We start from the raw sequence: 13887 nt of genomic DNA on the forward strand, positions 1-13887 counted from the left end.
TCTCTAAATATAGTGAACTATCGCAGTCTCGTCGTCGCGAGCTTCGGGTACGCGCTGATCTCGGCCTCGGTGAACCGCCCGGTCACCCACTGGCCGCGCGCGAACAGCTCGCTCTGGTCGGCGTGGTACGGCGAGGCCGGGTTCGCCGACAGCGAGTACGTCAGCACCGTACGGGCCCGCGGCCCGGCCGGCGTCAGCTCCACCGCCATGAGGAAGCTGGAGCCGGTGTCGACGTCCGGATAGCGGCCCTGGCCATCGAGCTCGCCGCCGGTGCGGATCCGGTCGAAGCAGCCCTCCCCCTCGGTGCAGCCCGGCACCGGCACCGCGCCGTAACGCTGGGCCTGGCCGGGCGTGAGCGTCAGCGGCAGACCGGCGGCCGTGAACGCGCGCACCGCGTCGGCCAGCGCGATCTCCACCACCGGATCGGTGACGTCGAGGCCGCGCGGTGTGGTGAGCGGGTGCGCGGCGTCGAACGGCACCTTCCACCAGCCGTCCGGAGGGGCGGGCGTGCCGTCGCCCCGCCGGTGGGGGCGGTTCAGGCCCAGGAAGAACTCGCGCCACAGGATCGCGCCGCGGCTGTCGAGCCGGGCCCGCCCGTCCCAGGCCGCCAGCGTGGCGCAGGCCTGCCGGACGTCGACCTTCGCGCCGTCGCCCGCCGTCATCACGGGCTTGGCCCGGCACAGCGCGCGCAGGTCGACGCGCAGCAGCTCGGCGCTCAGGTTGCGTTTGCCGGTCGCGCTGCGCTGGAGGGCCTCCAGCGTGAAGCCGGCCGCGCCGAGCCCGTCGCGGCCCGACAGCCGCTGGGCGATCATGTCGAGGCCGACCCGGGTGCGCAGGTCGCGTTGCGTCCCGGTCTCGCCGTAGACGCGCGGGTAGCCGGTCAGCGGCGTCTCGGGGTTGGTCAGCCAGGGGCCGGCGTTGGCGTTGGCGACGTAGTCCGCGCGGGCCAGCCGGGGCTGGGCGGCCGGGCCGAAGATCCCCGGCTCGACCGCGTCGGCGTCCCTGCCCCACAGGCAGTCCGACCGGGAGCCGTCCAGGACGAGCATGCGGGGGTCGTCGCCGGCGCGGCAGCGCCCGGCCTGCTCGTCGGTGACGTGCGGCACGATCGAGGTGTCGGCGAAGTACGCCTGCCCGCCGGCGTCCGCGGCCAGCGTGTGGACGAACGGCATGCCCTGGTGGGCGTCCTGCGCGCGGCGCAGCCCGGCCACGTCGCGGGCGGCGGCGATGGACAGCCACTCGTCGGCGAAACGCAGGTTGGCGGCGTTGGCGTCGGCCAGGGCGAACGCGCTCTTGTCCGTCCAGTCCATGCCGAGCACCGGGCCGTAGCGGGAGGTGTGCACGGCCGTGGTGACCTCGCCGATCGCGCCGCTTGGCGCGCGCACGGCGACCTTCACCTCCTGCCGGCCCATCGGCTCGGCCCTGCCGTCCACCAGGTACGTGGTGCGCGCACCCGGCACGAGCGTGAGCCGGTACAGGGTGAAGTGGCCGGCGTGGGAGACGGTGTGCGTCCAGGCCAGGCTCGCGTTGTGGCCGATCTGCACCATGGGGGTGCCGTACAGGCTGCCGCCCGACACGTCGAGCACGCCCGGGATCGTCAGATGGACCTGGTAGAAGCGGCGGCTGCCGTTCCACGGGAAGTGCGGGTCGGCCAGCAGCATGCCGTGGCCGCCCCGGGTGGCCTCGCGGCCGAGCGCCCAGGCGTTGCTGCCGGGGGCGGGCGTCCGGCCGTCCGGCCGGTCCGCCTTGCCGTCCCGCGGCGCTTTCCTCGCCGCCTGGCCGGAGGCGGCGATGGCCTCCTTGAAGGAGGAGCTGCCGCCCAGGCGGGCCAGGTCGAGCAGGTTCATCCAGACGTCGTCGGCGGTGATGGGGCCGACCCATCCCTTGCCCCGGCAGGTCGGGTCCGGCAGCCGGGCCACGCCGGTGTCGCTCAGATAGCGGTTGTAGCCGGCGACGTAGCCGTCCACGAGCGCGCGCAGCTCGGCGCTCGGGCCGTACGGCGCGGGGCGGGCGAGCACCCGGCGCAGCACGCCCGACGAGCGGACGTAGGTGTAGTAGGCGTCGCTGGCCAGGTTGGAGATCGGCTCCATGACGTCGTCGGACACCGCCTCCGCGCCGAAGTGGCGGGAGCGCTCGCCGCGCAGGGTCAGCACCCATGAGGCCATGACGCACAGGTTGTCCTGGGCGAAGGCGTAACCGTAGCCGTAGCCGAGACCGCCGTGGTCCTTCGCGGAGATGTGCGGGATGCCGTACTCGGTGCGCCTGATGTCGGCGGCGTAGCGGCCCGCGTCCGCCGGCCCGGCGACGAGCAAGGAGGCGGCCAGCACGGTGGTCAACACGGCGACGGCTGTTCTGATCATCGGCTGGTCCTCATTCGAAACGGGCGTTGTCGGGCGCGGTCACGCGCTTGAGCAGGGGCAGGCCGGCCAGCACGATCAGCAGCGCGGCCAGCAGCCCGCCGCCGACCGTCAGGAGATAACCCGTGCCGGGCAGCGCCGCGGGAGCGCTCTTGATCGCGAGCTGGTCGATCACCGGCCCGGCCACGCCGAAGCCGGCGACCGCCGCCACCAGGGCGGCCAGCAGCACGGGGACGGCCGTCTCCAGCACCACCACCGTGGACAGGGTCCGCGTCGGCGTGCCGCTCAAGCGCAGCAGCGTGAACGGCTGCCTGCGCTCCACCACGCCCCCGGCGACCGCCACCAGCAGGCCGCAGCCCGCCACCAGCAGGGTCAGCGCGACGATGGCCAGCGCGACCCGCTCCACCTGGTCCAGCAGCACCTCGCGGAACCGGGCGACCTCGGCGAACGTCAGCGGCGTCTCGGCGCTGCCGGAGCCGGCCACGTACGGGGTGAGCGAGGTGCGGATGCGCTCACGGACGGCCGGGTCGTCGGCCCGGATGAGGACCGCCGCCAGGGAGCGCCCGCCAGAAGCCGCCTTCCCCGCGTCGGCGGGCGCGGCCGGGCTGGTGGGGTCCACGATCGGCAGGTTGCGGTCGACCGACAGCAGGTTGTCGCTGGTCAGCAGCCGGTTGAAGTCGGCCGCCACCGCCCGCGCGCCCGCCGGGCACGCGCCCAGCGCAGGGAAGCGGGCCAGGTCGTCGCACTCGACCACGTGGCCGAGCATGAAGTCGAGCCGGCAGCCGGGCCCCGGGTCGCACGGCAGCGGCCCGGTGAGCGGCTCCTGTGCCGGGGTCCTGCGGTAGATCGGCAGCACGGTGACGCCCGGATGGGCGGCCACCTCGGCGAGCAGCTCGTCGGCCTCGTCCGGGTGGAGCGGCCGGCCTGGGGCGGCGTCGGCGTAGCCGAACGGGACCCGCATGACCTCGTTCAGCGTGCCGCCGCCGGCCGCCCGCTGGCTCGAGACGACGGCGGGGACGATCCCGGCGACGGCCGTGCCGATGAAGACCGCCAGCACGATCCCGTTCACCGAGCGGAAGGCCGCCTTCGGCTCGGCCGCCAGCCTGCGCGCGGCCAGCAGGGTCGCCGCGCCCCGCGTCAGGCGGGCGGCCAGCCGCGCGGCCAGCATCGTCAGCCACGGCCCGGCCACCACCAGACCGACCATGACCAGCGCCAGGCCGGTGTCGGCGAGCACCGGGTCCGGCTCCCTTCCGCCGCCCGCGAACGCAGGGCCCGCGAACAGCCCCAGCCCCGCCAGCAGCGGCAGCACCCGCCACCATCGCGGGGACGAGGCCCGCGTCCTGCGGGCCGCGCCGAGCGGGGTGATCCGCACCCGGCGCAGCGACCACACGGCGGCGACCGCCGCGGCGAGCGGCACCCCCGCGACCACGGCCGCGTACTGCGGCGCGGTCGGCGCGACCACGTCGGGGAAGAACCGCGAGCCGGTGACGGCGACACCGGCGAGGGCGGGCCGTACCGCCTGGAACAGCGCCACGCCGGCGAGCGCGCCCAGCAGCGCGCCGAGCGCCGCGTCCGCCGAGGCGATCGCGTTGATCTGGCGCGCCGTGGCTCCGGCCAGCCTGACGGCGGCGAAGCGGGCCTCGCGGCGGGCCGCGGCCAGGCGCGTGGCGGTGCCGATGAGGACGAGCAGCGGCACGATCAGGCCGATCGCGGCGATGCCGAAGCCGTGCTCGTACAGGGCCGTCATGTCGTCCGCCGGCGGGTCGTCGGCGACGGTGTCGACGGCGACGGTGCCGGCCATGCCGGCCAGCTCGCCGGGGGTGCGGCCGACGACGGCGACCAGGTCGTCGGGGCCGGCCAGCGCCGCCCGCCCGACGAGACCGGCGCGGGCGCCGGGGAAACGGTCGGCGAGCTGCTCGCGCGGCACGGCGGCCATCAGGTCGGCGAGCGCGGGCGAGACGTAGAAGCGCCCGGCCGCGGGCAGCGCCGGCAGGCCCGGCATGGCCGGGGCGGGCGTGCCCGGGTCGAGGACGGCGACGTCGAGCCGTTTGATCGGGCGGCCGGCGTAGGAGTCCTGGCGGTGGTTCCACAGCACCGCGCCCGGGGTGGCGCCCAGCGCCCAGCCCGCCGGCGCCGAGCCCGCCGTGCACTCCCAGCAGGGGCGCTCGGCGGTGACGCGGAAGGCGTTGAACAGGGCCAGCGTGGACAGCAGCACCGTCACCCCCAGCGCGACGGCGGCGCCGACGAGCGCCAGCCGGACGGCCCCCTCCCTGCCGCCGCGCAGCGCCAGGCGCAGGCCCAGCCAGAAGGTCATCGCACGGCCTCGCCGGCGTACTCGGTGGCGTAGGGGTCGGTGACCTTGCCGTCGCGGACGATGACCTCCCGGTCGGCGCAGGCGGCCACGCGGGAGTCGTGGGTCACCACGATCACGGTGACGCCCTCCTGGCGGGCCAGGCCGACGAGCAGGTCCATGACCTTCTCACCGGCGAGGGAGTCGAGCGCGCCGGTGGGCTCGTCCGCGAAGATCACCTTGGGCCGGGTCACCAGCGCGCGGGCGATCGCGACCCGCTGCGCCTGCCCTCCCGACAGCTCGCCGGTGCGGCGCTCGCCCAGGCCGTCCAGCTCCAGCCGTTCCAGCCAGCCGCGCGCCCGCTCGTAGGCGTGCCTGCGCGCGGTCCTGCCGAGCAGCAGCGGCAGGGCGACGTTGTCGGCCGCGGTGAGCTCCGGCACGAGCTGTCCGAACTGGAAGACGAAGCCGAACGCGGTGCGGCGCAGCCGCGAGCGGGCGGCGTCGCTCAGGGTGTCCAGCCGGTCGCCGTCGAACCAGACCTCGCCCGCGTCGGGCGTGAAGATGCCGGCCAGGCAGTGCAGCAGCGTGGACTTGCCGGAGCCGGAAGGGCCCATGATCGCCAGGATCTCGCCCGCCGTCACCGACAGGCTGGCCTCGCGCAGCGCCGGCGTACGGCCGTAGGAACGGCTGATCGCGCGGGCCCGCAGCAGCGGGCCCGGCGCGGGAAGCGCGTCGATGGTCATGCCCGGCGCACCGTCTCCGCCAGCGCGCCCAGCCGGGCCGTGGTCACGTCGATCCAGCGCAGGTCGGCCTCCAGGTGGAACAGGGCGTGGTCGGCCAGCAGGGCGTCCACCAGGACGCCGCCGCGTTTGACCTCCGACAGCTCGCGCATGCGCCGCATGTGCGTGGCGCGCTGCAGGTCGAGGTAGCGCTGGGCGTCGTGGCCCAGCATCAGCGCCAGCACGACCTTGGTGAACAGCACCGTCTGCAGGAACGGCTCCGCCGCGACCGGCTCGCTCAGCCACGACTCGACCTCCTGCTTGCCGAGCGGGGTGACGGAGTAGCGTTTGCGGTCGGGGCCCTCGCCCGGCTCGCTCTGGCCGGCGGTGACCTTGCCGTCGCGGGCCAGGCGGGCGAGCGTCGAGTAGACCTGCCCGAAGGGGAGCGGCTTGCCTCGGCCGAAGTAGGTGTCGTAGGCGCGCTTGAGGTCGTAGCCGTAGCTGGGCTCGCGGTCCAGGAGGCCGAGGAGGGCCAAGGGGACTGTCATGGCCGCCGACTATACACCAGGGGTATACACGCGACGGATAGCCGGATCGGGATGATCGTGGCGGATGCGAACCTTGCCGGGCTCGCCGGCATCGAACCACCCGACGTCACTGATCAACCGGGGAGAACGATGGCGACGGCACTGCTCGACGGGGACCCGCAGCGGCTCGGCCCGTACTGGCTGGCGGGGCGGCTGGGCGCCGGCGGGCAGGGCGTCGTCTACGAGGCCTACACCGAGGACGCCCGCCGCGTCGCCATCAAGGTCCTGCACAGCGACCAGGCCGCCCAGCTCGGCAGGGAGGCGGCGGCCGCGCGGCGGGTCGCCTCGTTCTGCACCGCGAGCGTGCTCGACGCCCAGCTGGACGGGCCCCGCCCCTACATCGTCAGCGAGTACGTCGAAGGCCCCAGCCTGCGCCAGATCGTGACCGGCGGCCGCCGCTTCGCCGACGGCGACCTGCACCGCCTGGCCACCGCCATCGCCACCGCCCTGACCGCCGTGCACGACGCGGGCGTCGTCCACCGCGACCTCAAACCGGACAACGTGCTGCTCGGCCCGGACGGCCCGCGCGTGATCGACTTCGGCATCTCGCGGACGGCGGAGATGTCGCTCACCGAGACCGGCCTGATCACCGGCACGCCCACGTACATGGCGCCCGAGGTGTTCACCGGGCACCGCGCCGGCGCGCCCGCGGACGTGTTCGCCTGGGGCGGCATCGTGCTGTTCGCCGCCACCGGCGCCGACCCCTTCCAGGCCGAGAGCCTGGGCGGCGTCATGCACCGGGTGCTGTCGGCCAACCCCGACCTCGGCGTGCTGCCCCCGCAGCTGCAGCCGCTGGTGGCGGCCGCGCTGGCCAAGGACCCGCTCGACCGGCCCACCTCCCGCGAGCTGCTGCTCGCCCTGGTCAGCGGCGGCGGGCGGCTCGACATGGCCCGGCTGCTGGCCGAGGGCGGGCGCGCCGCCACCCGGATCGCGGTGCGGGCCGACGACCCGGCGCTCGGCACGCTGGCCGAGCAGGCGTACGGGATGCTCGGGCCGGCGGAGCGCGAGCTGGTGGCCGAGGTGTTCCTGCGGCTGGTCACCGTGGACGAGCAGGGCGAGCTGACCGTACGGCGGGCCGCCGAGCCCGAACTGCTCGGCGGCCGGGCCGAGCACGAGGCCGAGGCCGTCGAGCGGATCCTGACGGTGTTCGCGTACCTGCTGGCCAGGAAGGGCGAGGAGATCTGGCTGGCCCGGCCCGCGCTGCCGCAGGCCTGGCCCAGGTACCGGCACTGGATCGACGCCAACCGCGACGGGCTGGCCGCGCACCGCGACCTGCTCACCGCGGCCCGCCGCTGGCAGGCCGCCGGCCGGCGCGACGGCGACCTGCTGCGCGGCAGCGGCCTCGACGACGCCCTGCGATGGGCGGCCAACCGGCGGCGCGACATCACCCTGTCCCCGATGGAGCGCACCTTCCTGCAGGCGAGCACCGACCTGGCCCGGCGCGGCGCCAGGCGGGCCCGGCTGGTCTCGCTCAGCCTCGGCGGACTCCTGGTGATCTCGCTGGCCGCCGGCGGGCTGGCCGTGCAGCAGGGCATCGTCGCCGACGGGCGCGCGCGCGAGATCGCGGCCTCCCTCAGCCGGTCGGAGGCGGCCCGGCTGGCCGGGCTCGCCCAGCAGGCACGCCTCACCGACCCCCGGCTCGCCACCCGGCTCAGCGTCGCGGCGTGGAGCCTGGACCACACCCCGCTGACCAGGGAGGCGCTGATGACGGCCCTGGCCGGGCGCGAGTCGGCGGCGTTCACCGACCCGGCCCGCGCCGCCGACACCGTACGCGCGCTCGGCGCCGACGGGCGCAGCCTGGCCGGCGTGACCGGCGACGCCGCCCAGGTGTGGGACGTGCGCACCGGCAGCCGGGCCGGCGGCGTCACCCGGCTGGGACTGACGGGGGACCAGGTCGTCGCCGTGGCGCTGGCGGCCTCGCGCCGCACGCTCGCCGTCCTGACCGACCGCCGCGTACGCGTCTACGATCTCCCCACCGGCAAGGCGATCAGGACGTGGACCTTCGCCCGCCCGCTCGACCTGGTCGACGACTGGGCGGATCTCGCGCACGCCGACGACCGGACGGTGACGATCCGCCGCCCCGGCGGCGCCCTGCGCTGGGACGTGCGGACCGGCGGGCGTACCCGGCTGCCCGAGGCCGAGGTGGCCAGCGCGGACGGCGCCTGGCGGGCGGTCCGGCGGGCCCGAGCCGTCCGCCTGACCCGCGCCGGGAACGACCCCGTGGACCTCGGCCTCATGGACGGCGCCGGCAGCCAGGGCGCCTGGAACGGCGGCCGGGTGACGGTCAGCGGCGACGGCACGCTGGCCGCCTCGGTCACCGGCGAGCAGATCCAGTTCTGGCGCCTGGCCGACGCCCAGCTCCTCACCACCGTGCCGCTGCTCGGCAACCCCGACGCGGGCGGGGAGGAACCCCAGGGCGCCTTCGACGGCCGTACCTTCCGCTACCTGGTGGAGGACCGGGTCTTCTCCGTCGACGTCAGCGACCTCGCCCTCACCCCGCCGCGCACGCCGATCAGCTTCGGCAGGCTGAGCCCGGACGGCCGCCTGCTGGCGGTCCGGACCGGCGAGGTGCCCCGGCTGCGCCCCGTCACCGCCGGCGGCCCGGGGGGAGCGCTGCCGGCCTCGGATGAGGTGTTCTTCAGCCAGGACGGCAAGCTGCTGGCCGCCGTCGGCCCGGACCGGGTGAGGGTCGTGGACGCCGCCACGCGGGCCGTCCTCGGCGCCGTCGCCCCCCGCCCGTCCGGCATGGAGCTCGTCACCGCGGCCTTCAGCCCGGACCGGGCCCGCCTGGCGCTCGTCCTGCGCGGCCCCGACGACGGGCGCGACGACGGGCGCGCCGTGGCCGAGCACGCCGTCCAGGTGTGGGACTGGAAGTTCCGGCGCAGGCTGTGGACCGCCACGCCGCCGGAGACCAGCGACGTGGCCTTCTCCCCCGACGGCGCGCTGCTGGCGGTCGCCGGCGCCGGCCAGCGCCTGCTCGACGCCGCCACCGGCCGGCCGGTGACCGCGCCGTTCGCCGGCACCGGACGCGACACCCTCGCGACCCGGATCTTCTTCCTGCACAGCGGCAAGGGGGTGGTGGTTCTGGACTCCCGAGGCCGCCTGACGCCGTGGAGCACCACCGGGGAACGTCTCGGCCCGGTCTTCCGCGAGAAGTCCGGCGAACCGTCGGTCGCCGCCTACTCCCCGCGCGGCGACCTCGTCGCCCTCGGCATCGGCGACGGCAGGGTACGGCTGGTCGACCCGGCCACGGGCACGAGCCTCGGCATCCTGCGCGACACCGCCGGAGGGCAGGACCCCGACACCGGGCAGCTGCAGTCGATCGCCTTCACCGCCGACGGCGCCACCGTCCTGACTCTCGGGCTGGACGGCGTCGTCCGCACCCACGCCATCGCGCCGGCCGCTGTCGTCGAGGCGCTGTGCCGGCGGTCGGGCGGCCCGCTCACCCCCGCCGAGTGGCGGGCCCACGTGCCCGCGCTCGCGTACCGGGACGGCTGCGCGGTCTGAGGCGGGCCGGTCACCGCCGGCCGGACAGCCACTCGGCGAGGACGGCGGCCTGGCTGTGGTCCACGTCCTTGGTGGCGGTCAGCAGCGTGAGCCGGTCCTCGGCGGCCAGGTCGCGCAGGTGGTCCGCGGCCGGCCGGTGCCCGGCGTCGCGCAGCTCGTCGAGGTAGCGGCGGCGGAACTCGGGGAAACGGGCGGGGTCGTGGCCGTACCACTTGCGCAGCTCGCTGGAGGGGGCGACCTCGCGCAGCCACTCGTCCAGGTGCGCGTCCTCCTTGCGCACGCCGCGCGGCCAGACGCGGTCCACCAGCACCCGGCGGCCGTCCTCGGGCGAGGACTCCTCGTAGATCCTGCGGCAGGTGACGTCCTTGCTCATGGCAGCACTCCCTCTGGCCTTTCCAGACGCCTGCCCTCGGGGCCGGGCGCCGAACCGGCCGGAGCGCGAGACCCGGCCGGTTCACGGCGGACGTCAGGGCTGCAGGTCCGTCACCCCCTTGCCGGTGGCGAGGTCGAACGGCACGGAGACCTGGTCGTGCACGATCAGCCACTCGCCGTCGATCCTGCTGAAGCAGAAGGTCGCGCGGACCCACATGCCGCCGGCCGCCGCCCCGTTCGCCAGCGTGCCGCTGAGCCTGCCCAGGCCGTGCCCGAACGCGACGCCGTCGCCCACGGTGAGCGTCAGGTCGCGCAGCTCGTACGTCACCTTCTCGAACGCCTCGAACACCTTCGCCCAGTTGCGCAGCTTCGCGGCCACGCCCACGTGCTGGAGCGGCGGTTCGACGTCGAAGGAGACCACGTCGGACGCGTAGGCCCCTTCCAGGGCCCGCAGGTCCTTGGCCTCGATCCCCTCCACCAGCGCCTCGATGCGCCGCCGGATCTCGTCCTGCCCGGTCATCGTTTTCCCCATTCCGTCGGATGTCTTTTCCCCGTACGACGAGACGGCGCCCCGGAAGGTCAGGCCGGCGCGCCCAGCGCCGTGAGGGCGGCGGCCAGCCGCGGGTCCTCCTGGCCCGCCTCCCGCAGGGCGGCCTCCAGGGTCTCCTCGTACGTCCGGCCGGCCTCGGCGTGCCGGGCCCGGCCCGTCTCGGTGATGACCGTGTAGACGCCGCGCCGGTCGTCCGGGCACAGGTCCCGGTAGGCGAAGTCGGCCGCGTTCAGCCGCGCCACCAGGCGGGTCACCGAGCTCTGGTTGAGCCCGACCTTGTCGGCCAGCTCCTGCATGCGCAGCTCGCCGGCGGGCGAGGCGGCGAGGTGGCCGAGCGCGCGGAACTCCGACAGGCCGATGCCGTGCCTGCGCTGCAACGCGGCGGCGAGCCTGCTCTCCACGCGGGTGTGCAGCAGGACGACGCGCTGCCAGGCGGCGGCGGCGTCCGAAACCGTGGTGGTGGCCATGGGACCTCTCAGTTCGCGAGACCGACTTGACACGAGCATACATGTACATGCAACATCCTTCCCGGCACTTCACTTGCACGTACATACAAATGGGAGCTCGTCCGATGGCCTGGATCCACCTGCTCATCGCCGCCGTCTTCGAGGTCGTCTTCGCCCTGGCGACCAACGCCACCGAAGGATTCACCCGGCTCTGGCCGTCCCTGCTCACGGCCGCCGCCGCGGCCGGCGGGATCTTCTTCCTGAGCCTGGCGCTCAGGACGCTCGACGTCGGCGTCGGCTACACCGTCTGGACCGGCATCGGCTCGGTCGGCACGGTCGTGCTGGGCGCCGTGATCTTCGGTGAGGAGATCACGATCTGGAAGGCGCTGGCCTTCGTCCTGATCATCGGCGGCGTCCTGGGACTGAAGCTGTCCGACCGCCTCTCCCCCGCCGCCTGATCCGAAAGGAACCTCATCATGGCCTGGATCTACCTCTCCATCGCGATCGTCTTCGAGATCGGCTTCGCCCTCGGCACCAACGCCACCCAGGGCTTCACCCGCCTGTGGCCGTCGGTCTTCACGCTGCTGTCGGCCGCCGGCGGCATCTTCACCCTCAGCCTGGCGCTCAGGACCCTGGACGTCGGCGTCGGCTACACCATCTGGACGGGCATCGGCTCCATCGGCACCGTCGTCCTCGGCGCCCTCATCTACAAGGAGAAGATCACGCCCGCCAAGCTCGGCTCGTTCGCCGCCATCATCGGCGGCGTCATCCTCCTCAAGGTCGCCGCCGGGATCTGACCGGGCGCGGGACAGGTTAAGCTACAGGTGTAAGAAAACTTGCACCTGTAGCTTTTTTTGTGAGGACGGCGTGCCGTGGCCACCAGAGACACCCCCACCGCTCCCGGTGACCCGCGCGTGCGCCGTACGCGATCGGCCCTGGCCCGGGCGCTGATCGAGTTGGCCGAGCAGCGGGACCTGGCCCGGATCAGCGTCTCCGACGTGGCCGGGAGCGCGGGAGTGAGCCGCTCGGCCTTCTACGACCACTACCGCGACGTGCACGAGCTGGCCGAGGACGCCTGCACCGCGATGATCGACGACCTGATCGACTCCCTGCCCGGCCCGGCGCTCGACTCGGCGGACCTGGCAAGGGAGGCGACCGAGTCGCTGACGGCGTTCTTCGACCGCCTGGCCGCGCACGCGGGGCTGTACCGCGCGCTGCTGGGGCCGCAGGGCAGCGCGCGCGTGGCCGGCCACATCCGCGGCCGCGTCGCCGAGGTCATCCACGACCGCCTGACGCACGCCGAGGCCACCGGCCGGCCCGGACACGTCCCGCACGACGTGACGGCCTCCTTCACCGCCGGCGCGCTCATCGGGGTCGCGGTGGACTGGCTGGAACACGGCTGCCCCCGGCCCCCTGCCACGATGGCCGCCGTCATCTGGCCGCTGGTCAACGCCCACTACCGCGCCGGCGCCGGCGCGAGCTGAGCACCCCCTTTTTCCGAACTGTCCCACCTGAGGAGAACCCCCATGTCCACTGCCGATGTGTCCGGCAAGTCCCTGGCCGAGCTCGTCTCCCTGCGCGGACGGCGCGCGGTCGTCACCGGAGGCGCCCGCGGCCTGGGCAAGGCCATCGCCTCGCGCCTCGCCGAGGCCGGCGCCGCTCTGCTGATCGGCGACCTCGACGAGGAGCAGGCCACGGCCGCCGCCAAGGAGCTGGCCGAGCGGCACGGCGTGCCCGCGATCGGCGCGGCCATGGACGTCACCGACGCCACCGCCGTGGCCGCCGCGGCCGACCGTGCCGTGGCCGAGCTCGGCGGCCTGGAGATCTGGGTGAACAACGCCGGCATCTTCCCCGCCGTGCCCCTGCTGGAGATGACCGAGGAGACGTGGGACCAGGTGTTCGCCGTGAACGCCCGCGGCGTGTTCGTCGGCGCCCGCGAGGCCGCGCGGCGCATGTCGGCGGGGCACCCCGGCAGCGGCGGCGTCATCGTCAACATCGTCTCCACCGCGGGCTTCCGGGGCAGCGCGCCCGGCCTGGCGGCGTACGTCGGGTCCAAGCACGCCGTCCGCGGCCTCACCCGCGAGCTGGCACTCGAACTGGCCCCGCTCGGCATCCGCGTGCTGGGGGTGGCGCCCAGTTTCGTCCCCACGGAGGGCAACCTGGCGATGGCCGCCGAGGCGGGCGTGAACCTCGACGAGATCCCGCCGACCGACCTCATGCTGAACAGCCCCATCGGCCGGATCGGCACCCCGGACGACATCGCGCGCGTCGCCCTGTTCTGCGCCTCGGACCTGGCGGCGTTCATGACCGGCAGCACCCTGCTCGCCGACGGCGGCGACACCGCCTGAGCCTTCTCAGGCCGGGTGCGTCTCCAGCGGATTGGCGGCGATCCGGCCGGCGACGTCCCTGCGCACCGACGCGGCGGCCGCGCTGCCCGGCTTGCGGCCGGCCTGGTCCTCGAAACAGCCGAGGAACTCCGCGCCGAAGCCCAGGCGCGGATAGCGGGCGAGGACCTCGGCCTTGGCCGGCGCGGGGAACTCCGCGGCGTGCCGGCCCACGACCTCCCAGCTCGTCGCGACCTGCAGCACATGCGCCTCGGGGTCGGCGGCGGCCGGCACGTCGTCGCGCATGTGCAGCACGATGATCTCGCGGGCCCGCTCCGCCCGCTCCGGCGGCCAGCCTGCGGCCACGCCGAACACCCACGCCAGCTCTCCGCCGGCCTCCTCGAACGGCAGCCGGTGGCTGTCGAAGGGCTCCGTCAGGCCGGCGTCGTGCAGCAGCGCCGCGACGCAGTACAGCTCGTCGTCGAACGCGATCGCGTGCGCGGCGGCGTACATCGCGCCCCACACGTACGAACGGATGCAGTGGTTGAGCAGCGCGGGCGAGCAGTAGCGCGTCGCCACGGCCAGCGCGGCGGCGGTCGCGGGCGTGTCCGGGAATGTGATCACCGTCACGCAGTGTAGTCGGCGATCAGTGGAGGGGCACGGTTGGACCCGCACGACGTGGGAAGTGGCAGCCGCGGCACTGACCGCCGGCTTCGTGGCGCAGAACGCGGCGATGGT

The 13887-nt window shown here is 74.7% G+C and carries 13 protein-coding genes; 5 read left to right on the forward strand and 8 right to left on the reverse strand.

Features of this window, described 5'->3' with window-relative positions:
- Positions 1 to 17: 17 nt before the first annotated feature.
- The 4 genes from ACBR40_RS26945 to ACBR40_RS26960 are packed head-to-tail and all read right to left on the reverse strand — an operon-like array spanning position 18 to position 5911.
- Complete coding sequence (locus ACBR40_RS26945) at positions 18 to 2357, reverse strand: penicillin acylase family protein (protein ID WP_371250552.1); 2340 nt, start codon at positions 2355 to 2357, stop codon at positions 18 to 20.
- A gap of 10 nt (positions 2358 to 2367) precedes the next feature.
- The gene (locus tag ACBR40_RS26950; RefSeq protein ID WP_371250553.1) at positions 2368 to 4668 is read right to left on the reverse strand and encodes an FtsX-like permease family protein; all 2301 of its coding nucleotides are present in this window, start codon (positions 4666 to 4668) and stop codon (positions 2368 to 2370) included.
- Complete coding sequence (locus ACBR40_RS26955; protein ID WP_371250554.1) at positions 4665 to 5387, reverse strand: ABC transporter ATP-binding protein; 723 nt, start codon at positions 5385 to 5387, stop codon at positions 4665 to 4667. Before ACBR40_RS26955 ends, ACBR40_RS26950 begins: the two co-directional genes overlap by 4 nt.
- Entirely contained in the window at positions 5384 to 5911 is a 528-nt protein-coding gene (locus ACBR40_RS26960) for a PadR family transcriptional regulator (protein WP_364457508.1), read from the reverse strand. The genes ACBR40_RS26955 and ACBR40_RS26960 overlap by 4 nt, the downstream gene beginning before the upstream one ends.
- 129 nt (positions 5912 to 6040) lie before the next feature.
- Between ACBR40_RS26960 and ACBR40_RS26965 the strand changes: the two genes are divergently transcribed.
- Positions 6041 to 9457 carry a WD40 repeat domain-containing serine/threonine protein kinase gene (locus ACBR40_RS26965; RefSeq protein WP_371250555.1) on the forward strand — a complete coding sequence of 1139 codons (3417 nt, stop codon included), beginning with the start codon at positions 6041 to 6043 and terminating at the stop codon, positions 9455 to 9457.
- Between the two features lie 10 nt (positions 9458 to 9467).
- Here ACBR40_RS26965 and ACBR40_RS26970 read toward each other — a convergent pair whose 3' ends face one another.
- The 3 genes from ACBR40_RS26970 to ACBR40_RS26980 form a co-directional block, all read right to left on the reverse strand.
- Complete coding sequence (locus tag ACBR40_RS26970; protein ID WP_371250556.1) at positions 9468 to 9830, reverse strand: DUF488 domain-containing protein; 363 nt, start codon at positions 9828 to 9830, stop codon at positions 9468 to 9470.
- A gap of 93 nt (positions 9831 to 9923) precedes the next feature.
- A complete protein-coding gene (locus ACBR40_RS26975; RefSeq protein ID WP_371250557.1) occupies positions 9924 to 10349 on the reverse strand; it encodes a nuclear transport factor 2 family protein in 426 nt (141 codons plus the stop codon).
- Positions 10350 to 10408: 59 nt separating this feature from the next.
- Positions 10409 to 10846: a MarR family transcriptional regulator gene (locus tag ACBR40_RS26980; protein ID WP_344217202.1), complete on the reverse strand. Its 438-nt coding sequence runs from the start codon at positions 10844 to 10846 to the stop codon at positions 10409 to 10411.
- A 104-nt stretch (positions 10847 to 10950) separates the two neighbouring features.
- On the opposite strand from ACBR40_RS26980, the gene ACBR40_RS26985 reads away from it, so the two are divergent.
- The 4 genes from ACBR40_RS26985 to ACBR40_RS27000 all read left to right on the forward strand — a co-directional run bounded on the left by ACBR40_RS26985 (position 10951) and on the right by ACBR40_RS27000 (position 13173).
- Positions 10951 to 11283, forward strand: a complete 333-nt coding sequence (locus ACBR40_RS26985) for a multidrug efflux SMR transporter (protein WP_344217204.1) — start codon at positions 10951 to 10953, stop codon at positions 11281 to 11283.
- 18 nt (positions 11284 to 11301) lie between these two features.
- Positions 11302 to 11622, forward strand: a complete 321-nt coding sequence (locus ACBR40_RS26990; protein ID WP_344217206.1) for a multidrug efflux SMR transporter — start codon at positions 11302 to 11304, stop codon at positions 11620 to 11622.
- 75 nt (positions 11623 to 11697) lie between these two features.
- Positions 11698 to 12309: a TetR/AcrR family transcriptional regulator gene (locus tag ACBR40_RS26995; RefSeq protein ID WP_371250558.1), complete on the forward strand. Its 612-nt coding sequence runs from the start codon at positions 11698 to 11700 to the stop codon at positions 12307 to 12309.
- 42 nt (positions 12310 to 12351) lie between these two features.
- Positions 12352 to 13173: an SDR family NAD(P)-dependent oxidoreductase gene (locus tag ACBR40_RS27000; protein WP_371250559.1), complete on the forward strand. Its 822-nt coding sequence runs from the start codon at positions 12352 to 12354 to the stop codon at positions 13171 to 13173.
- 6 nt (positions 13174 to 13179) lie between these two features.
- On the opposite strand, the gene ACBR40_RS27005 is transcribed toward ACBR40_RS27000, so the two are convergent.
- The gene (locus ACBR40_RS27005) at positions 13180 to 13773 is read right to left on the reverse strand and encodes a cyanamide hydratase (protein ID WP_371250560.1); all 594 of its coding nucleotides are present in this window, start codon (positions 13771 to 13773) and stop codon (positions 13180 to 13182) included.
- Positions 13774 to 13887 lie beyond the last annotated feature (114 nt).

It is taken from the genome of Nonomuraea sp. AD125B (assembly GCF_041402765.1).
GTDB classification, from domain to species: Bacteria; Actinomycetota; Actinomycetes; order Streptosporangiales; family Streptosporangiaceae; genus Nonomuraea; species Nonomuraea bangladeshensis.